At 70.1% G+C, this 19,954-nt stretch carries 16 protein-coding genes; 12 read left to right on the forward strand and 4 right to left on the reverse strand.

Going from position 1 to position 19,954, the window contains the following annotated elements:
* Positions 1 to 12: 12 nt before the first annotated feature.
* The gene (locus ABFG95_RS09445) at positions 13 to 1,155 is read right to left on the reverse strand and encodes a 4-oxalomesaconate tautomerase (RefSeq protein WP_278992828.1); all 1,143 of its coding nucleotides are present in this window, start codon (positions 1,153 to 1,155) and stop codon (positions 13 to 15) included.
* A 61-nt stretch (positions 1,156 to 1,216) separates the two neighbouring features.
* On the opposite strand from ABFG95_RS09445, the gene ABFG95_RS09450 reads away from it, so the two are divergent.
* The 5 genes from ABFG95_RS09450 (at position 1,217) to ABFG95_RS09470 (ending at position 4,495) form a co-directional block, all read left to right on the forward strand.
* Positions 1,217 to 2,143, forward strand: coding sequence for a LysR family transcriptional regulator (locus ABFG95_RS09450; RefSeq protein WP_049075692.1), 927 nt, complete (start codon positions 1,217 to 1,219; stop codon positions 2,141 to 2,143).
* Between the two features lie 9 nt (positions 2,144 to 2,152).
* A complete protein-coding gene (locus ABFG95_RS09455) occupies positions 2,153 to 2,617 on the forward strand; it encodes a GNAT family N-acetyltransferase (RefSeq protein WP_049075693.1) in 465 nt (154 codons plus the stop codon).
* Positions 2,618 to 2,765: 148 nt separating this feature from the next.
* Positions 2,766 to 3,134: a hypothetical protein gene (locus tag ABFG95_RS09460; protein WP_054447289.1), complete on the forward strand. Its 369-nt coding sequence runs from the start codon at positions 2,766 to 2,768 to the stop codon at positions 3,132 to 3,134.
* A gap of 31 nt (positions 3,135 to 3,165) precedes the next feature.
* The gene (locus ABFG95_RS09465; RefSeq protein WP_063580123.1) at positions 3,166 to 3,678 is read left to right on the forward strand and encodes an RNA polymerase sigma factor; all 513 of its coding nucleotides are present in this window, start codon (positions 3,166 to 3,168) and stop codon (positions 3,676 to 3,678) included.
* Position 3,679: 1 nt separating this feature from the next.
* Positions 3,680 to 4,495, forward strand: coding sequence for an anti-sigma factor (locus ABFG95_RS09470; RefSeq protein WP_278992829.1), 816 nt, complete (start codon positions 3,680 to 3,682; stop codon positions 4,493 to 4,495).
* 470 nt (positions 4,496 to 4,965) lie between these two features.
* Here the strand turns inward: ABFG95_RS09470 and ABFG95_RS09475 are convergent, their stop codons facing one another.
* From ABFG95_RS09475 to atzF, 3 genes are read right to left on the reverse strand one after another with little or no spacing between them, the layout of a single operon-like run.
* A complete protein-coding gene (locus ABFG95_RS09475) occupies positions 4,966 to 5,685 on the reverse strand; it encodes a GntR family transcriptional regulator (protein WP_100507403.1) in 720 nt (239 codons plus the stop codon).
* A 5-nt stretch (positions 5,686 to 5,690) separates the two neighbouring features.
* A complete protein-coding gene (gene uca, locus ABFG95_RS09480; protein WP_348995786.1) occupies positions 5,691 to 9,326 on the reverse strand; it encodes an urea carboxylase in 3,636 nt (1,211 codons plus the stop codon).
* A gap of 26 nt (positions 9,327 to 9,352) precedes the next feature.
* Positions 9,353 to 11,185: an allophanate hydrolase gene (gene atzF / locus ABFG95_RS09485; protein WP_175145264.1), complete on the reverse strand. Its 1,833-nt coding sequence runs from the start codon at positions 11,183 to 11,185 to the stop codon at positions 9,353 to 9,355.
* A gap of 404 nt (positions 11,186 to 11,589) precedes the next feature.
* Between atzF and urtA the strand changes: the two genes are divergently transcribed.
* The 7 genes from urtA (at position 11,590) to ABFG95_RS09520 (ending at position 19,948) form a co-directional block, all read left to right on the forward strand.
* Complete coding sequence (gene urtA, locus ABFG95_RS09490) at positions 11,590 to 12,843, forward strand: urea ABC transporter substrate-binding protein (protein WP_047993316.1); 1,254 nt, start codon at positions 11,590 to 11,592, stop codon at positions 12,841 to 12,843.
* A 21-nt stretch (positions 12,844 to 12,864) separates the two neighbouring features.
* Positions 12,865 to 14,496 carry an urea ABC transporter permease subunit UrtB gene (urtB, locus tag ABFG95_RS09495; RefSeq protein WP_278993363.1) on the forward strand — a complete coding sequence of 544 codons (1,632 nt, stop codon included), beginning with the start codon at positions 12,865 to 12,867 and terminating at the stop codon, positions 14,494 to 14,496.
* Entirely contained in the window at positions 14,493 to 15,620 is a 1,128-nt protein-coding gene (gene urtC / locus ABFG95_RS09500; RefSeq protein WP_020926616.1) for an urea ABC transporter permease subunit UrtC, read from the forward strand. Before urtB ends, urtC begins: the two co-directional genes overlap by 4 nt.
* Complete coding sequence (gene urtD, locus ABFG95_RS09505; protein WP_278993365.1) at positions 15,617 to 16,456, forward strand: urea ABC transporter ATP-binding protein UrtD; 840 nt, start codon at positions 15,617 to 15,619, stop codon at positions 16,454 to 16,456. The genes urtC and urtD overlap by 4 nt, the downstream gene beginning before the upstream one ends.
* Before the next feature lies 1 nt (position 16,457).
* Complete coding sequence (urtE, locus tag ABFG95_RS09510; protein WP_020926614.1) at positions 16,458 to 17,156, forward strand: urea ABC transporter ATP-binding subunit UrtE; 699 nt, start codon at positions 16,458 to 16,460, stop codon at positions 17,154 to 17,156.
* 25 nt (positions 17,157 to 17,181) lie between these two features.
* Positions 17,182 to 17,580, forward strand: coding sequence for a DUF2946 domain-containing protein (locus tag ABFG95_RS09515; protein ID WP_059272431.1), 399 nt, complete (start codon positions 17,182 to 17,184; stop codon positions 17,578 to 17,580).
* Between the two features lie 166 nt (positions 17,581 to 17,746).
* Positions 17,747 to 19,948, forward strand: coding sequence for a TonB-dependent receptor (locus tag ABFG95_RS09520; protein WP_278993369.1), 2,202 nt, complete (start codon positions 17,747 to 17,749; stop codon positions 19,946 to 19,948).
* The last annotated feature ends 6 nt before the right edge of the window (positions 19,949 to 19,954 follow it).

Raw genomic sequence — 19,954 nt, forward strand, 5'->3', positions numbered from 1 at the left:
CTCGAGTCTTTTTTATGCCGCCACCGGCTGGCGCGAGGCCAGCCGGGCGCGGGCGTCCTGCTCCTGCCGAGCCGCGCCGTAGCGCCCCGGCACGTACAGCAGGCCCTTCATGATCTTGCGCGCGGTGCGCACCAGGCCGGCGGCCTGTACCTCGCCGCTGGCGTCATCCAGCTTCACGTCGATGTCCATGCCTCCCGACGGGTGTTCGATGCGCACGCCGCGGTAGCCCGGCCGTGGCGCCGGGCCGCCGCAATCATGCGCCACCGTGCCAGGCATGAGGAAGGCGGCCGCCACGCCCACCGCGCCGGTGGCGGCGTGGGCGCGATGGCAGGCATGCGGCGTGAAGTAGCGCGAGCGCAGCGACAGGGCGGCGGCATCGCTGCCCGGCGCCAGCAGCACCGGCTTGGGGATGACGCTGTCCGACACGTCGCCCAGGCCCATGCGGGCGCCGGCTTCGCGGCGAATGCGTTCCAGGCGCGTCAGCAGCGCGGTGTTGGCGTCCAGCTCGGCGGGCGATTCGTCGCCACGCAGGCCGAAGTCGGCGGCGCGCAGCAACACCATCGGCATGGCGGCGTCGATCAGCGTGGCGGCCACGCCGTCCACCTTCTCCTGACGCTGTCCCGTCGGGAACAGGCGGCCGGTGACCGCCCCCCAGGCGTCGAGGAAATTCAGGCGCACGGGCGCGGCGGCGCCCGGCACGCCGTCGATGCGCGCCTCGCCTTCATAGGTCAGGCGGCCGCCCGGCGTCTGCACCACGGCCTCGATCACGGCGCCCGTGTTGACGTTGTGCACCCGCACCGAGGTTTCGCCGTCGGCCGCGGCGATCAGGCCCTCGTCGATGGCGAAGGGCGCGGCGCCCGACAGCATGTTGCCGCAGTTGGGACGGGTGTCGACGCTGGCGCGGTCCACCGAGACCTGTGCGAACAGATAGTCGATATCGCAGTCGGGCCGGGTCGAGCGCGACACGATCGCGACCTTGCTGGTCAGCGAATTGCCGCCGCCCAGGCCGTCGACCTGCAGCGCGTGGGGCGAACCCATGGCCTGCAACAGCAGCCGGTCGCGGTCGGCGGGATCGGCCGGCAGCCAGTCGCCAAGAAAAAAGGGGCCGCGGGAGGTGCCGCCACGCATCAGTACGCAAGGGATGATCGTTTCCATGCCGTGCATTCTGCGACGACGCGGCTATTATTTGAATTGCAACTTACGGATGGATTAATGCATGGCACGCATCAATTTCGATTTACAGGAATTGCAGGCTTTCGTGGCCGTGGCCGAGCGCGCCAGTTTTCGCGCCGCCGCCGAAGACCTGAACCTGTCGCAGCCCGCGCTCAGCCGCCGCATCGACAAGCTGGAGGACCTGCTGGGCGCGCGCCTGCTGGAACGCACCACGCGCCGCGTGGCGCTGACGCACGTCGGCCGCATCTTCCTGGAACGGGCGCGCGGCGCCATCGACGAACTGGAACGCGCGGTGCTCAGCATCGGCGACCTGGCGGCGCAGCGCGGCGGGCTGGTGACCGTGGCCTGCGTGCCGTCGGTGGCCTACTACTTCCTGCCCGCCATCATCCATGACTACGCCCAGCGCTTTCCTCGGATACGGGTCCGCATCATCGACGAGACCGCCCACACCGTGCTCAACAGCGTGGTGACCGGTCGCGCCGACTTCGGCATCAGTTTTTTCGGCACCCAGGAGCCCGACGTGGATTTCAAGGCGGTGCTGCGCGAGGACTTCGTGCTGGCGGTGCGGCGGGACCATCCGCTGGCCGCGCGCCGCAGCGTGTCGTGGGAAGAACTGTCGCAGGAACGCTTCATGACCGTGGCCAAGGAAAGCGGCAACCGCCTGCTGATCGACGACGCGCTGGCCAAGAGCGGCAAGCGCACCGTCAGCGCCTTCGAGGTCAGCCACGTCATGACGCTGCTGGGGCTGGTTGAGGCGGGCCTGGGCGTGGCGGCGGTGCCGCAGTTGGCGATGCCCCCGGCCGGCCACGCCACCCTGGCGGGCGTCAAGCTCGAACATCCCCGCGTCACCCGCAGCCTGGGCCTGATCTCGCGCCGGGGCCGCCCCCTGGCGCCGGCGGCGCAACAGCTCTATAACCTTATCCACCAGGCCGGCAAAAGCGCCAAGCGTGGCCCCTCCAAGCAACCCTGAAGCCGCACCATGAGCCCCCATTCCCTGGCGCTGCAAGCCGCCACCGAAGACGACCTGCCATTCCTGCTGTCGCTGCGCAAGGCGACCATGACCGAACACCTGGCGCGCGCCGGCGCGCCGCAGGACGACGCGCATCACCTGGCGCGCATCCGCTACCACTTCGACGACGCCCAGATCGTCTGGCTGCACGGCCGCCCGGCCGGCCTGTTCAAGACCTTCCGCGATCCGGCCGGCTGGCGCGTCGTGCAGATCCAGATCGACCCGGCCTTCCAGGGCCAGGGGCTGGGCCGGCGCCTGCTGGCGGGCCTGCTGCGGCAGGCGGACGACGAAGGCGCCCCGGTCACCCTGTCCGTCCTGAAGGGCAACCCCGCCCGCCGGCTCTACGAGTCGCTGGGCTTCATTCCCGTGGAGGAAACCGCCCTGGAAATAGAAATGCGCTACGAACCCGCCCCGCCCGCCGGCGGCCACGCCTGACAGCGGCCGCCGCGAAGGGCCCGCGCGAGGCTCGGTTGGATCGTCATCCCCGGCCCTCCCCATTTTTTTGTCCGGTGGCGGAATATTCCGGTTCCGTCCGGCGTCTGTAGAGGGCAGTCCCCCCACTTTCCCATCTACGAGGCACGACATGCGTACTCAAATCGCCGCAGCCCTGGTTCTCTCCTCCGCCGCCCTGTTCTCGGCCGGCGCCCACGCCCAGGCCGTCAAGGCCCAGGACGGCGTCCTGGTCAACAGCGCCGGCATGACCCTCTACACCTTCGACAAGGACGCCGGCGGCAAGAGCGCCTGCAACGACCAGTGCGCCAAGATCTGGCCCCCGGTCACCGCCGCCGCCGACGCCAAGGCCTCGGGCGACCTGAGCATCATCACCCGCGACGACGGCTCCAAGCAGTGGGCCTACAAGGGCAAGCCGGTCTACCTGTACGCCAAGGACGCCAAGCCGGGCGACAAGACCGGCGACAACTTCAAGGACGTCTGGCACGCCGCCAAACCCTGACCGCGCTTTCGCCGCCCATCCACGCCCGACCATGCGCGCCGACGACGAAGCCGCGATCCTGGCCTGCATCCCCAGCCTGCGGCGCTACGCGCGCGGGCTGACGGGCGACCCGCACCGGGCCGATGACCTGGTGCAGGACACGCTCGAACGCGCCTGGAGCCGCTACTCGCGCTGGCAGCGCCGCGGCGAACTGAGGGCGTGGATGTTCGGCATCATGCATAACCATTTCATCGACGGCGTGCGCGCCAGCCACCGGCAGGCCGAGGAGGCCCGCGCGGGCGACCTGCCCGACCTGCCGGTGCGCGCCACGCAGACCGACCACCTGGAGGTGCGCGACCTGGACCGCTGCCTGCAAGGCCTGCCGGCCGAGCAGCGCGAAGTATTGCTGCTGGTGTGCGTGGAAGACCTGTCGTACCAGGAAACCGCGCAGGTGCTGGGCGTGCCGCCGGGCACGGTCATGTCGCGCCTGTCGCGCGCCCGCGAACGGCTGGGCGCCCTGATGCAAGGCCAGGAACCCGCCAGCCGGCTCCATCGCGTGAAATGACATGAACGACAAACGCCTCCACGCCGTCCCGACCGCCGGCAACCCGATCACCGAAGCCGACCTGCACGCCTACGCCGACGGCCAGTTGCCGCCCGGCCGCCACGCCGAGGTCGACGCCTTCCTCGCCGCCCACCCGCAGGACCTAGCCCGCGTCCAGGCCTGGCAAGCCCAGCGCCACGCCCTGCACGCCCTGCTGGACCCGGTGCTGGACGAACCCCTGCCCCTGCGCCTGCCGCTCTCGCCCCCCGCGCGCCGCCTGCCGTGGCGCGCCGTGGCCGCCGGCATCGCCATCGCCGCCATCAGCGCCAGCACCGCCTGGCTGGCGCGCGGCGCCCTGGACGCCCGCCACCTGCAAACCGTATTGGCCACCGCCACGCCCGACCGCGCCGCCGGCGGCTACGCCCAGCGCGCCGCCATCGCCCACGCCGTCTACGCCCCCGACATGGGCCGCCCCGTCGAAGTCAGCGGCGACAACGAAAAGGCCCTGGTCACCTGGCTCACCAAGCGCCTCGGCGCCCCCGTGCGCGCCCCCTCCCTGACCCACGCCGGCTACGACCTCGTCGGCGGCCGCCTGCTGCCCGGCGGCAGCGGCCCCGTCGCCCTCTTCATGTACGGCGCCCCCGACGGCCAACGCCTGACCCTCTACGTCACCCGCGAAGCCGCCGGCGGCCAGACCGCCTTCCAATTCACCCAGGAAGGCCCCGTCCGCGTCTTCTACTGGGTCGAAGGCCAATTCGGCTACGCCCTCTCCGGCGCCGTCAGCCGCGACGAACTGCAGCGCGTCTCCGAAGAAGTCTACAAACAACTGCAAGGCTGACCCGGGCGCGGGCGCGCCCGGCGAGTGCCAATCTGCCCGCGGGCTTCAACAAAGCCCCTGCTCAGACACCCTCGTTCGAGAATCAGTTGCCCTCCCACAAGCGCGCCGCAAAGCGCGCCCCCCATCGCCGCCACTTCGCGCAGCGACCACACCCCCGACGCCCCACCCGATGTATGCCAAAAACGGCTGCCCGCGCAGCCGTTTTTGGCGGGCCCCGCAAACTCCTCCGCCCCCCAAACAACGCTGAGCAGAACACCAAGCAAGCCATTCTCCCCGCCATCCGCCGCATGGAGATGCACGAGCGGCGGGGGGAGGGTGCCGGGCGGGTGCGGGGCGTGTAGATGCGCCCGAGGGAATCCGAAGGAGTCGCCGAAGGCGAGGACGAGGATGACGAAGGGGTAGTCCGGAGCGAACGCTCCGGACCGCAATCGTAGCCCCGCGCCCGCCCGGCACCCTCCCCCCGCCGCGCCTTAAGAACCCTCCCGAGCCACATGCAACATATGCAGCGTAATCTTCCTCACCTCAGCCTTGCTCATCTCAATATGCCCCCGCAACATCCTCCCCGCCGCCTCCCCCCGCCGAGCCAGCACCGCCCGCAAAATCGCCCCATGCTCCTCATACGTCGCATCCACCCGGAACTCCTTGGTGAAATCCAGCCGCCGCACGATCCGGATCTTCTCCGTCACCTCCCGGTGGATCAGCGCCATCTCCGCATTCCCGGCAGCCGCCACCAGTGAGCAGTGAAAGGCCTCGTCCAGCTCCGCCACCATCCGCCCATCCAGGATCCGCTGTGCCGGCGGCACCAGCCACACATCCGTCAACGCCCCCAGCAGGCCGCTATCGTCCATGTGCTCGCGCGCGCACAACCGCTCGACCGCCGCCAGCTCCAGCACCACGCGCACGTCGTACAGCGCCTCGAAGCGCTCGAAATCGAACGGCCGCACCTGCCAGCCGCTGCGCGGACTGGGCAGCACGAAGCCCTCGCGCTCCAGCCGCGCCAGTCCCAGCCGCACCGGCGTGCGGCTCACCCCCAGCCGCAACGCCAGCTCCGCCTCAGTAAAGCGATCGCCCGGCAGCAGCCGGAAGTCGAACAGCTCGTCCTTGATGCGCTGGTAGACCTGGTCCGCCAGCGACCCAGCCAGCACCGGCGCCTGCCGCAGCGCCGGGCTGATGCTGACGGGGTCGCGCATGCCGCTCAGGTCACGGGGCACGTCGCGTCCTCGGCCAGCACCAGCAGCGCGTCGCCGGCATTCACCGGCTTGCCCGGCACGCAGCGGATGGCCGTGACCGTGCCCGACACCGGCGCGATCACCGAGAGTTCCATCTTCATGGCCTCGACCACCACCAGCGTGTCGCCCGCCGCCACGCTCTGGCCCACCTGCACCGGAATCTTCCAGATGTTGCCGCACATGTCGGCGCTGACCAGCCGTTCGCCTTCGCGCAGCGGGGTCTGCGTCTCGGGCGCGGCCTCGGCCGGCGCCACCGCCACGTCCTCGTGCTTCCACAGCGCCACCTCGGCGTCGAACGCCGTCTTCTGGCGCGCCTGGAACGCGCCGATGCTGTCGGCCTGCTCGGCCAGGAAGCGCTGGTGCGCGGCGAAGTCGAACACCTCCTCCTCGATCCGCACCGTGGCGCGGCCCTCGCGGAAGTCCTCGCGCAGCGTATCGAGTTCGGCCTCGCTCACCGGATAAAAACGCACCTGGTCGAAAAAGCGCAGCAGCCACGGCTTGCCGTCCTGGAACACCGGGTTCTTCAGGAACTTGTTCCAGATCGGCAGCGTGCGGCCCACCAGCTGGTAGCCGCCGGGCGAATCCATGCCGTAGATGCACATGTAGACGCCGCCGATGCCCACCGTGCCCTCGGCCGTGAAGGTGCGCGCCGGGTTGTACTTGGACGTCAGCAGCCGATGGCGCGGATCGATCGGCACCGCGCACGGCGCGCCCAGGTAGACGTCGCCCAGGCCCATGATGAGGTAGCTGGCGTCGAACACGATGCGACGCACGTCCTCGCGACTGGCCAGGCCGTTGATGCGCTGGATGAAGTCGACATTGTTCGGCAGCCACGGCGCGCTGGCGCGCACGGTTTCCTGGTAGCGCTGCACCGCGCCCAGCGTGGCCGAATCCTCGAACGCCATCGGCAGGTAGACCACGCGGGTCGGCACCTTCAGCGTCGCCACGTCGGCCAACTGTGTTTCGATCTCCAGCAGCCGCGCGATCAGCGCCTGCTGCAGGATCACGCGGCTGTCGTAGCGGATCTGCAGCGAGCGCACGCCCGGCGACAGCTCGCGCACGCCATCGATCGGCCGCGCCGCCAGCGCCTCCATCAGCAGGTGGATGCGCATGCGCAGCGCCAGGTCGAGCACGTTGTCGCCATACTCCAGCAGCAGGTAGCCGTCGCCCGCCTGGCGGTACGACACCGACGGCCGGCTGCCCGTCGCCGGCAGCGCCGCGATGATGGTCTCCGAGGCCGTGGCGGGCAGCGCCGAGGGCGTGGTGGCCTGCGGCGCCACGGCGCGCAACTGCTCCACGCTGCGGTCCTGCGCGGCCTCGCGCGCCACCGCCTCGGCGTAGTCGATGCGCACGAAGCGGATGCGGTCGCCCGGCTTGACCTGCCCCACCTTCCACAGTTCGGCGCGCGCGATCGTCACCGGGCAGACGAAACCGCCCAGGCTGGGACCGTCGCGCGTCAGGATCACCGGGCTGTCGCCGGTGAAGTTGATGCTGCCGATGGCGTATTCGCAGTCATGGATGTTGGACGGATGCAGGCCGGCCTCGCCGCCGTTCTCGCGCGCCCAGGTGGGCTTGGGGCCGGTCAGGCGCACCCCCAGGCGGTTGGAGTTGTAGTGCACCTCCCAATCGGCGGCGAAGAAGGCCTCGATGGCCTCGGGGCGGAAGAAGTCCGGCGCGCCATGCGGGCCGTACAGCACGCCGATCTCCCAGGTGTTGCCATAGGCGGGAATCAGTTCGGCCGGCGCGGCCTGCGGCGCGCTCACGGGCGCCTGGGCGCTCGCGGCCGGCAGCTCGGGACGCACCAGCGGCAGCATGTCGCCGACCCGCAGCGTGCGGCCGGCGTGGCCGCCGAACTGGCCCAGCGCGAAGGTCGAGCGGCTGCCCAGGTAGACCGGCACGTCCAGCCCGTTGCGCACCGCCAGGTAAGTGCGGCAGCCGGACAGCGCGCGACCCGTGGCCAGCACCTGGCCCGCGCGCACCGTGACCGGCTGCCACATCGGCACCGGCGCGCCATCGAGCGTGGCGGCGCATTCGGCGCCGGTGAGCGCGACGATGGCGTCGCCATGAAAGCGCAGCGTCGGCCCGACCAGCGTGGCCTCGATGCCGGCGGCGTCGGGCGCGTTGCCGACGATGCGGTTGGCCAGGCGGAAAGCGTAGTCGTCCATCGGCCCCGACGGCGGCACGCCGATGTCCCAATAGCCGGTGCGGCCCGGGTAATCCTGCACGCTGGTGTAGGTGCCGGCTTCCAGCACCTCGATGGCCGCGGGCCGGTAGGTGAAGCCTTCCAGGAAGCGCGTCGACAGCTGGCCGGCGCGGAAGCGCGCGTCGGCCACGATCTGGCGCAGGTAGTCCAGGTTGGTGGCGATGCCGTGCAGGCGGGTGTGCGCCAGCGCGTCGGCCAGCTTGTCGAGCGCGGCCTCGCGGGTGTCGGCGTGCACGATGAGCTTGGCCAGCATCGGGTCGTAGAACGGCGGCACCTCGGTGCCCGTCGCGACCCAGCCGTCCAGGCGCACGCCTTCAGGAAAATGCACCTCCGTCAGCACGCCGGGCGACGGCTGGAACTGGCGCAGCGGGTCTTCGGCGTACAGCCGCACCTCGATCGACGCGCCTTGCGGCGCGCGCGACATCGCGGCCAGGTCGAGCGGCTCGCCCGCCGCCACGCGCAGCATGCATTCGATCAGGTCCAGCCCGGTCACCGCCTCGGTCACCGGGTGCTCCACCTGCAGGCGGGTGTTGACCTCCAGGAAATAGAAGCTGTCGCGCGCCGGATCGTAGATGAATTCGACCGTGCCGGCCGAGCGGTAGGCCACTGACTCGCCCAGCTTGACCGCCGCCGCCAGCAGCGCCGCGCGGGTCGCGGCCGGCAGGTGCGGCGCGGGAGTTTCCTCGATCACCTTCTGGTTGCGCCGCTGCACCGAGCAATCGCGCTCGCCCAGCGCCAGCACGCGGCCCGCGCCGTCGCCGAAGATCTGCACCTCGACGTGGCGGGCGTTGTCCACATAACGCTCGATGAAGGCGCCGCCGTCGCGGAAGAAGTGCTCGCCCATGCGCTGCACGCTGTCGAACGCCACCGTCAGTTCGGCCTCGTTGTCGCACCGCGACAGGCCGATGCCGCCGCCGCCCGCGGTGCTCTTGAGCATCACCGGATAGCCGATGCGCTCGGCCTGCGTCAGCGCCTCGCCCAGGCTGGCCAGCAGGCCCGTGCCCGGGGTCATCGGCACGCCGGCTTCGGCCGCCAGTTCACGCGAGCGGTGCTTCAGGCCGAACTCGCGGATCTGCAGCGGCGTGGGGCCGACGAAGGCAATGCCCGCGGCCTCGCAGGCTTCCGCGAACTCGGCGCTCTCCGACAGGAAGCCGTAGCCGGGGTAGATGGCCTGTGCGCCGTGCTCGCGCGCGGCCGCCAGCAGCAGGTCGGTGCGCAGATAGCTGTCGACGGCCTTCTCGCCGCCCAGGGCCACGGCCACGTCGGCCTCGCGCACATGGGCCGCATTGCGGTCGGGATCGGAATACACGGCAACGCTGCGGATGCCCAGGCGTTTCAGGGTACGGATGGCGCGGACGGCGATTTCGCCACGGTTGGCGATGAGGACGGTATCGAACACGGTTCGGCTCCCAGGGGCGATTGGCATTAGCGGGGGGTGGCGTTCAGGCTGGCGAGGTAGGCGCGCCAGCCGCCGAAGGCGGTGATGTCGCGCGCGCCCTCCAGGCCGCGCGGCTCGCAGATGAAGCCCTTGACCTGGCGGCCGTCATGCAGCGTCAGCGTGCCGATGCCCAGCGGCGCGGGGATCTCGGCCACGAAGGCGCCGAACGCCGCCAGCGGGATGTCCCACAGCTCCACCTCGATCGGCGCGCCGCTGTCGGACTTCACCAACCCCGGCTTGGGCGGCGTGGTGTTGGCCAGCGCATAGAGCCGGTAGTCGGCGGCGGTGCGGGTCTTTTCCACCAGCACCGCGCGGCGCGAGGTCAGTTGGTGGTTCAGGGGCATGCCGGTCAGGTGCGCGCCCACCACGGCCACGCGCAGCAGTTCCGGGTCGGCGGCGGGCGGCCCCATCGGCGGCAACGGCTGGCCCGTGGCGCCCAGCGGCAGGCCGCGCAACGCCTGCCATTGGCGGCCGAAGCGCGCCAGCGCGCGGTCCTGCCAGGCCATGCCGATCAGCGTGATGCCGGCCGGCAGGCCGTCGCCGCGCATGCCCGCCGGCAGCGCGAGCGCGGACAGGTCTGCCAGGTTGGCGAAGTTGGTGTAGATGCCCAACTGCGAATTGAGACGCACCGGGTCGGCCTGCAACTGCGCGATGGTGTAGATCGACGGCGAGGTCGGCACCACCAGCGCGTCGAAGCCTTGCAGCGACTGGTGGATGCGGCGCGTCAGCTCGGCGCGGCGGTACTCGGCCTTGAAGGCGTCGAGCGCGTCGTAGTTGGCCGCGCCTTCGACGATGCCGCGCACCACCGGATGGATGGCCTCGGGCTTGTCGCGCCACAGCGACTCGACGGCGGCGAAACGCTCGGCCACCCAGGGCCCTTGATACAGCAGCGCCGCCAGCTCGGCGAAAGGCGAGAAATCAATCGGCTCGATCACCGCGCCCGCGGCCTTGAGCGCCTGCACCGCCGCCTCAAACGCGGCGCCGGCCTGCGCGTCGCCGAAGAACTCCAGGCGATCCGGCACGGCCAGCCGCGGCGTGGCGGGCCAGGGCGCGGCGGCGCCGGCCGGCTGCGCGCGCGAATACGGATCGCGCTCGTCATAGCCCCCGGCGATGCCGGCCACGCGTTCGGCATCGTCCACCGTCAGCGCGAAGATCGACACGCAGTCCTGCGTGCGGCAGGCCGGCACCACGCCGGCGGTGCTGAGCCAGCCCTTGGTCGGCTTCAGGCCGACGATATTGTTGAAGCCCGCCGGCACGCGGCCCGAGCCCGCGGTGTCGGTGCCCAGCGAAAACGCCACCAGCCCGCGCGCCACCACCGAGGCGGAGCCGGAACTGGAGCCGCCACTGATGTATTCGGGGTTGAAGCTGTTGGCCACCGCGCCATGCGGCGAGCGGGTGCCGACCAGGCCCGTGGCGAACTGGTCGAGGTTGGTCTTGCCGATCAGGATGGCGCCGGCCGCGCGCAGGCGCCGCACGACGGTGGCGTCTTCGTCCGGCGTGTAGGCGAACTCGGGGCAGGCCGCCGTGGTCGGCCAGCCGGCCGCGTCGATGTTGTCCTTGATGGCGAACGGCACGCCGTACAGCGGCAGGCGGGCGCGGTCGCCGCCGGCGGCGGCCAGCAGCAGGCGCAGGTCGTCGAGCTGGCGCGCCAGCACCGGCGCGCTGACCCGCGAGATCCACGCGTTATCGGCGGCGGCGTCCGGCGCGGGCAACAGGGACGGCAACAACGTATCCGGGGTCACCCCGTCGTTTTCATAGGCCGACAGCCATTGCGCGATCGTCCAACCGATGGGGCCCTGCTGCGTTGCTACGGCATTCATGCTGGAATCCTCTCTTGTATACAAGTACGGATTCCCAAGCAATACGCGTGCCATGTCGGCCGCGCCCCGCGCCGCCACTGCGCGCGCCGGGTGGCGGCGCCACGCCGGGCGCCTCACGCGCTTGGCCGCCGCACCCGGAGCGGGCAAGGTCCGCACCGATTTTGTGCACGCGGCACCAGATTGAACCGTGCCGTCGTCGTCCCGCCGCCACCGCCGGCATGCCCCTTTCCCTATCGCTCCATACAGCGCATCGCGCCCCCGATGCGCCTGGCACGCCTTTTGCTTTTGAGTCCTGGTCACGCCCTTGCTTCGGCAGGGCCGCGCGCAGAGGTAGTTGGATGCAGTCCCAGGCTTTGAGACCGTTATCGCCGGCGCCGCCGGCTTCTTCCCATCCAGGAGTCACCATGAAACGCAGACTAGCCCTCAAGCAATTGACCGCCGCCAGCCTATTGGCCATGTCCGGCTGGATGCCGCAACTGTTCGCCGCCGAAGACACCATCAAGGTCGGCATCCTGCATTCGCTGTCGGGCACCATGGCCATCTCGGAGACGTCGCTCAAGGACGTGGCCCTGATGACCATCGACGAGATCAACGCCAACGGCGGCGTGATGGGCAAGAAGCTCGAAGCGGTGGTGGTCGACCCGGCCTCGAACTGGCCGCTGTTCGCCGAGAAGTCGCGCCAGCTGCTGTCGCAGGACAAGGTGGCGGTGGTGTTCGGCTGCTGGACCTCGGTGTCGCGCAAGTCGGTGCTGCCGGTGTTCAAGGAACTGAACGGCCTGCTGTTCTACCCGGTGCAATACGAAGGCGAGGAACTGGAGAAGAACGTGTTCTACACCGGCGCCGCGCCCAACCAGCAGGCGATTCCGGCCGTGGAATACCTGATGAGCGAAGACGGCGGCGGCGCCAAGCGCTTCGTGCTGCTGGGCACCGACTATGTGTACCCGCGCACCACCAACAAGATCCTGCGCGCCTTCCTGCACTCCAAGGGCGTCAAGGACAGCGACATCGACGAGGTCTACACCCCGTTCGGCCATTCCGACTACCAGACCATCGTCGCTAACATCAAGAAGTTCGCCGCCGGCGGCAAGACCGCCGTCATCTCCACCATCAACGGCGACTCCAACGTGCCGTTCTACAAGGAACTGGGCAACGCCGGCCTGAAGGCCACCGACGTGCCGGTGGTGGCGTTCTCGGTGGGCGAGGAAGAACTGCGCGGCGTCGACACCAAGCCGCTGGTGGGCCACCTGGCCGCCTGGAACTACTTCGAGTCGATCAAGAACCCGGTCAACGAGGAATTCATCAAGAAGTGGAAGGCCTACGCCAAGGCCAAGAACCTGCCCAACGCCAACACCGTGGTCACCAACGACCCGATGGAAGCCACCTACATCGGCATCCACATGTGGAAGCAGGCGGTCGAACAGGCCAAGACCACCGACGTCGACAAGGTGATCGCGGCCATGGGCGGCCAGAAGTTCAATTCGCCGAGCGGCTTCTCGATCGAGATGGACAAGACCAACCACCACCTGCACAAGCCGGTCTACATCGGCGAGATCAAGGCGGACGGCCAGTTCAACGTGGTCTGGAAGAGCAAGGGCCCGATCCGCGCGCAACCGTGGAGCCCGTACATCCCAGGCAACGAAAGCAAGCAAGGCCTTTAAACCGGAACCGGAAGCGCAGCCATGCTGAATGCGGTCATCGCGAAATTCCTGCGTCACCTCCTGCTTGCATGGCTGCTGGCCGCGCCGGCGCTGGCCGCCCACGCGGCCGCGCCGGGCGTGGACCCGGCGCTGCTGGCGCCGCTGGCGGGCGACGATACCGACGCCCGGCTGCAGGCCATCGCCGCCCTGGGCCAGCAGCCCGGCCCGGGCGCGGCCGCCGTGTTGCAGGCGCTGGGCAATGACCAGCTGTATGCGCTGCCGGACGGCCGCGTGCTGATCGGCGACGGCAAGGGCCAGGCCACCGATCCGGCCACCGGCGCTTCCCTGGCGCTGCCGCCCGAGGCCGCCGCCATCGGCATCAACAACCGCTTGCGGCGCGCGATCGAAGCGGCGCTGGCCGGTTCGCGCCTGTTCTCCGACAACCCGCAGGAACGGCTGGCCGCCGCCCGCCGCCTGCAACAGACCGGCGATCCCGCCCGCCTGCCGCTGCTGGAGAAGGCGCTGGCCGCCGAAAAAGACCCGGCCGTGCGCACCGCGCTGGAAATCGCGCAGGCCAATCTCGAACTCAAGAGCGCCGACCCCGCGGTGCGGCGCCACGCGGTCGATCTGCTCGGCCGCACCGACAACGCCGCTTTCCGGCCGACGCTGGCGGCGCTGACGCAACAGCAGGACGGCGTCTACGCCGAACCGGACGCCGGCGTGCGCGAGGCGGCCGCCAACGCGCTCAAGCGCATCGACCGCCACCTGGCCACCATCGAGTGGGCGGGCAACCTGTTCTACGGTCTCAGCCTGGGCAGCGTGCTGCTGCTGGCGGCGCTGGGGCTGGCCATCACCTTCGGCCTGATGGGCGTCATCAACATGGCGCACGGCGAGCTGCTGATGATCGGCGCCTACGTCACCTACCTGGTGCAGACGGCGTTCCGCGCCTGGCTGCCGGGCTGGCTCGACTGGTACGTGGCGGCGGCGCTGCCGCTGGCCTTCGTGGTCACCGCGCTGGTCGGCATGGCGCTGGAGCGCACCGTGATCCGCTGGCTCTACGGCCGGCCGCTGGAAACGCTGCTGGCCACCTGGGGCATCAGCCTGATGCTGATGCAGGGCGTGCGCACGCTGTTCGGCGCGCAGAACGTGGAAGTGGGCAACCCCAGCTGGATGTCCGGCGGCTTCACCGTGCTGGGCGGCCTGGTGCTGACCTACAACCGGCTGGTCATCATCGGCTTCGCATTGTTCGTGGTGTTCCTGGTGTGGGCGCTGCTGAACCACACGCGGCTGGGCCTGTTCGTGCGCGCCATTACCCAGAACCGGCGCATGGCCGATTGCGTCGGCGTGCCCACCGGCCGCGTCGACATGCTGGCGTTCGGGCTGGGCTCTGGCATCGCCGGGCTGGCCGGCGTGGCGCTGTCGCAGCTGGGCAACGTGGGCCCGGACCTGGGCCGCGGCTACATCGTCGATTCCTTCATGGTGGTGGTGCTGGGCGGCGTCGGCCAACTGGCCGGCACCGTCATCGCCGCGCTCGGCCTGGGCGGCGTCAACAAATTCCTGGAGCCTTACGCGGGAGCGGTCATGGCCAAGATCACCATCCTGGTGCTCATCGTGCTTTTCGTGCAGAAGCGGCCGCAAGGCCTGTTCGCCCCGCGCGGCCGGAGCGTCGAATGAAGCAGACCGCGCTGACCGATTTCAACCTGCTGGCGCGCCGGCCCCTGTTCAATGGCCGCGCCTGGGCCGCGCTGGGCGCGGGCGTGCTGCTGCTGGCGCTGGTGCCGCTGCTGAACCTGGCGTTTCCCGCCGGCCATCCGCTGCACATCTCGGCCTACGCCGTGGCGCTGCTGGGCAAGTTCATGTGCTACGCCCTGGCGGCGCTGGCGCTGGACCTGGTGTGGGGCTACGCCGGCATCCTGTCGCTGGGTCATGGCCTGTTCTTCGCGCTGGGAGGCTACGCCCACGGCATGTACCTGATGCGCGCCATCGGCCAGGACGGCGTCTACCAGAGCCGCCTGCCCGACTTCATGGTGTTCCTGGACTGGAAGGATTACCCCTGGTACTGGGCCTTCACCGACCACTTCGCCTATGCCATGCTGCTGGTGGTGCTGGTGCCGGGCGTGCTGGCCTTCGTGTTCGGCTACTTCGCCTTCCGCTCGCGCATCAAGGGCGTGTATTTCTCCATCATCACGCAGGCGCTGACCTTCGCCGCCATGCTGCTGTTCTTCCGCAACGACACCGGCTTTGGCGGCAACAACGGCTTCACTGACTTCAAGCGCATCCTGGGCTTCGACATCACCGCGCCCGGCACCCGCGCCGCGCTGTACTGGATCACGCTGGCCGCGCTGGCCGGCGCGCTGGTGCTGGCGCGCGCCGTCACGCAGTCCAAGCTGGGCCGGGTGCTGACGGCGGTGCGCGACGCCGAGAGCCGGCTGCGCTTCATCGGCTACGACCCGCTCGGCTTCAAGCTGTTCGTGTGGACGCTGTCGGCGGTGCTGTGCGGCATCGCCGGGGCGCTGTACGTGCCGCAGGTCGGCATCATCAACCCCAGCGAAATGTCCACCGAGAACTCCATCGAGATGGTGATCTGGGTCGCCACCGGCGGCCGCGGCACGCTGATCGGCCCCATCATCGGCGCCGGCGCCGTGAACGGCCTGAAGACCTGGTTCACCAGCGTGCTGCCCGAATTCTGGCTGTACGCGCTGGGCCTGATCTTCGTGCTGGTGACCCTCTTCCTGCCCACCGGCATCGTCGGCCTGGCCCGGCGCCTGGCCGCCCGTTACCAGGAGCGACGCGCATGACCAGCACCCATATCGAAAGCGCCATGCTCGATGGCGGCCCCAGCGGCGACGCCGGCTACGGCCGCGTCAGCCCCAAGGGCCTGGACACCAGCCACGGCGCCATCCTGTACCTGGAAGGCATCACCGTCAGCTTCGACGGCTTCAAGGCGCTCAACGACCTGACGCTGGACATCGGCGTGGGCGAACTGCGCTGCATCATCGGCCCCAACGGCGCCGGCAAGACCACCATGATGGACGTCATCACCGGCAAGACGCGGCCCACCGCCGGCACCGCGTTCTTCGGCCAGAGCATCGACCTGACCACGCTGAGCGAGGCGCAGATCGCGCACGCCGGCATCGGCCGCAAGTTCCAGCGCCCCACCGTGTTCGAGCAGCACACGGTGTTCGAGAACCTGGAGCTGGCGATGAAGACCGACAAGCGCGTGCGGCCCACGCTGTTCGCGCGCCTGACCGGCGAGCAGGCCGACCGCATCGGCGAGACGCTCGACCTGATCCGGCTGCGGCCCGAGGCCTTCCGCCCCGCCGGCCTGCTATCGCACGGCCAGAAGCAATGGCTGGAGATCGGCATGCTGCTGATGCAGGAACCGCAGTTGCTGCTGCTGGACGAGCCGGTGGCCGGCATGACCGACGCCGAGACCGAGCGCACCGGCGAACTGCTCAACGAACTGCGCGGCCGCCATTCGCTGATGGTGGTCGAGCACGACATGGATTTCGTCAACCAGATCGCCGGCGACGGCAAGGTGACCGTGCTGCACGAGGGCTCGGTGCTGGCCGAGGGGCCGATGGCCAAGGTGCAGGCCGACCCGCGCGTGATCGAAGTCTACCTGGGGCGCTGACATGCTGAACGTGAACACCATCGACCAGTACTACGGCGGCAGCCATACCCTGCGCGGCGTGTCGCTGGCCGTGAACCAGGGCGAATGCCTGGCGCTGCTGGGCCGCAATGGCGTCGGCAAGACCACCCTGCTCAAGTGCGTGATGGGCGTGCTGCCGGTGGCGCGCGGCGCCATCGGTTTCGACGGCGCCGACGTCACCCGCCTGGCGCCGCACCAGCGCGCCGCGCGCGGCATGGCCTACGTGCCGCAGGGCCGCGACATCTTCGCCCGGCTCACGGTGGAAGAGAACATCCTGATGGGCATGGCGACCAAGCCGGCGGCGCGCGCGCGCCGCATCAAGGAGGAAGTGTTCGAGCTGTTCCCGGTGCTCAAGAGCATGCTGGCGCGGCGCGGCGGCGACCTGTCCGGCGGCCAGCAGCAACAGCTTGCGATCGCCCGCGCGCTGGTGGCCGAGCCCAAGCTGATCATCCTGGATGAGCCGACCGAGGGCATCCAGCCCTCGATCATCAAGGACATCGGCCGCGTCATCCACATGCTGCGCCAGCGCGGCGACATCGCCATCCTGCTGTGCGAGCAGTACTTCGATTTCGCCCGCGAGCTGGCCGACCGCTTCGTGGTGCTGTCGCGCGGCGAGGTGGTGGCCAGCGGCGACCGCGCCGCCATCGACGGCGAGGACGTGCGGCGCCATCTTTCCGTCTGAAAGGGCTTGGATATAATGCGCCGTCATGCACCTCGCCCACTTCCTGAACCGCGGCTACGCCTGGATCGCGCTGATCGCGATCCTGTGGGCGTCGCTGGTTCCGTCGCTGGCGCATGGCAATCACCTGCCCAATGCCAGCCGCCAGGTCAGCGTGGACTACTGCGCCCCCGAGGGCCGCTCGTCCCTGACCATCGAGGTGCAGGGCGATGACCCGGCCGGCGACCACGCCGCCCATCATGGCGACAGCAACCACTGCCCGTTCTGCCGCAACCCCCAGGCCGACCTCGGCCTCCCTCCCGCTCCCCTGACCGTGCTGCCGGCGCCCGCCAGCGGCGGCGTCACCTACCCGGCGCTGTTCTACCGCGCCGCGCACCCGCTCCACGCCTGGCACGCGGCCCAGCCGCGCGCCCCGCCCGCGGCCTGAGCGCGCGCACGCCGTTCCCCGAGGACGGCCGCCGCGCCGCCCGCGCCCGAGCCCGCGCCGCCCGTTTCCGGCGGCGACGCCCTGGAGACCCCGCGCCCGCGCCTTTTGCCGCCACTGAGCGCGGCGCCCGCGCGAGCGCGCATGCCGGCCCCCGCCGGCCTGGATCATGAAAAAACACTATGCAGCATCCCTGCTGGCCGGCGCCTGCGCGGCCAACCCGGCCTTCGCGCTGACCGCCGAACCCGCCATCGAGACCCTGCCCGCCACCCTGGTCGAAGGCGAGCGCGCCGACGACGCGCCCAACGGCCCGATCAACCTGGAACGCATCGACGGCACCGGCAGCCGCCTCGGCCTGCGCATCAAGGACACGCCGGCCTCCGTCACCGTCATCTCGCGCCAGCAGATCGAGGCGCGCGGCGCGCTCAACACCCAGGACATCGCGCGCGGCATCCCGGGCGTGAACAACGCCGCGCCCCCCGGCATGGCCGGCGCCGTCAGCTACCGCGGTTTCAGCGGCGGCCAGGTGTCGCAGCTGTTCAACGGCATATCGGTGCAGTACGACTCGGTGGCCGCGCGGCCGATCGACAGCTGGATCTACGACCGGGTCGAGGCCATCGGCGGCCCGTCGACCTTCCTGTTCGGCGCTGGCGCGGTCGGCGGCGCCATCAATTACGTCACCAAGCTGGCCGAGCGCGACACGTTCTATGAGGGCCAGCTGCGCCTGGGATCGTTCGACACGCGCCAGGCATCGGTCGGCATCAACCAGCAGCTGGCCGGCTCGCCCGGCGGACGCGGCCATTACCTGCGCATCGACGCCAACACCACCGCCAGCCACGGCTGGGTCGACGGCGAGCGCTCGAATGCCGCCCAGGTGGCGGCCTCGCTGCTGTCCGACCTGGGCGACGACATCACGCAGACCTGGGCCTTCGAGTACCAGCGCGAACGCGTCGACCGCCCCTACTGGGGCACGCCGCTGACGGTGGGCGCGAACGGCAAGGTGAGCGGCGAAGGCCACATCCGCGGCGGCACGCGTTTCAAGAACTACAACGTCGAGGACGGCCTCTACGAGCAGTCGGTGCTGTGGGCCCGTTCGCTGACGGAATGGCGCGCGGCGCCGGGCGTCACGTTCAAGAACACGCTGTACTACTACCGCGCCGAACGCGACTTCCGCAACCTGGAGACCTACCGCTACAACGCCGCCAACAGCCGCGTGCTGCGCTCGGGCGCGCTGCTGCAGCGCCACGAACAGAGCCTGGTCGGCAACCGCGTCGAAGGCCTGGTCGAATCGACGCTGGCCGGCCTGCCCACCAGTTGGTCGTTCGGCGCCGACCTGAGCGTGAACAAGCAGACCCGCTATCCCACCAGCCTGCCGGCCACGGTGGACGCGGTCGATCCGTACGATTTCCAGCCGGGCTATTTCTACGACATCCCCGGCATGACGCGCGGCCACAACCCGGACCGCGACAACCGCATCCGCACCCTCGCCTTCACGCTGGAAAACCGCACGGAAGTGCTGCCCGGCGTGGCCATCGTGTCGGCCCTGCGCAAGGACTTCATCGACCTGGACCTGACCAACCGCCGCGCGGTCACGGCCAGCGCGCCGGCCTCGGCCTCGCGCAGCTATTCGCCCACCACCGGCCGGCTGGCGCTGAACTGGGCCGTCACGCCGCAGGCCTCGCTCTACGCGCAATACGCCACGGCCGCCGATCCCCCGTCCGGCATCATGGCCACCGCCTCGTTCGCCGACGTGCTCAACAACGACAAGCTGACCACCGGCACGCAGAAGGAAGTGGGCGGCAAGTTCGAGTTCTGGGACGGCCGCGGCTCGGCCACCATCGCGGCCTACGAGATCACGCGCAAGCACATCTCGGCGCCCGACGCCAACAACCCGGCGGTCAGCATCCCGGTGGGCCAGCAGTCGGCGCGCGGGCTGGAACTGGCCGGCGGACTGCGCCTGACGCGCACCCTGTCGCTGCAGGCTAACGTCGCCTTCGTCGACCCCAAGTACGACGACTTCTCGGAAACGGTCGGCGGCGTGCGCGTCTCGCGCAACGGCAATGTGCCGACCAACACGCCGCGGCGCGTGGCCAACGCCTGGATCGACTATGCCTTCCTGCCGGACTGGAACGCCAGCCTGGCCGCGCGCTACGTCGGCCGCGCCTACGCCGATGCCGCCAACACCGTCTGGGCGCCGTCGTACACCGTGTTCGACGCGGCGCTGTCGCACCGCATCGACCGCCACTTCACCGTCACCGGCAGGGTCCGCAACCTGACCGACAAGGTGTACGCCGCCAACGTCACCGGCACGCCGATGTTCTACCTGGGCGCGCCGCGCTCGTTCGAGCTGACGCTCCAGGCGCGGTTCTGAGGACAG

The sequence above is a fragment of the Achromobacter sp. HNDS-1 genome, from assembly GCF_040084795.1.
Taxonomy (GTDB): Bacteria; Pseudomonadota; Gammaproteobacteria; order Burkholderiales; family Burkholderiaceae_B; genus Achromobacter; species Achromobacter ruhlandii.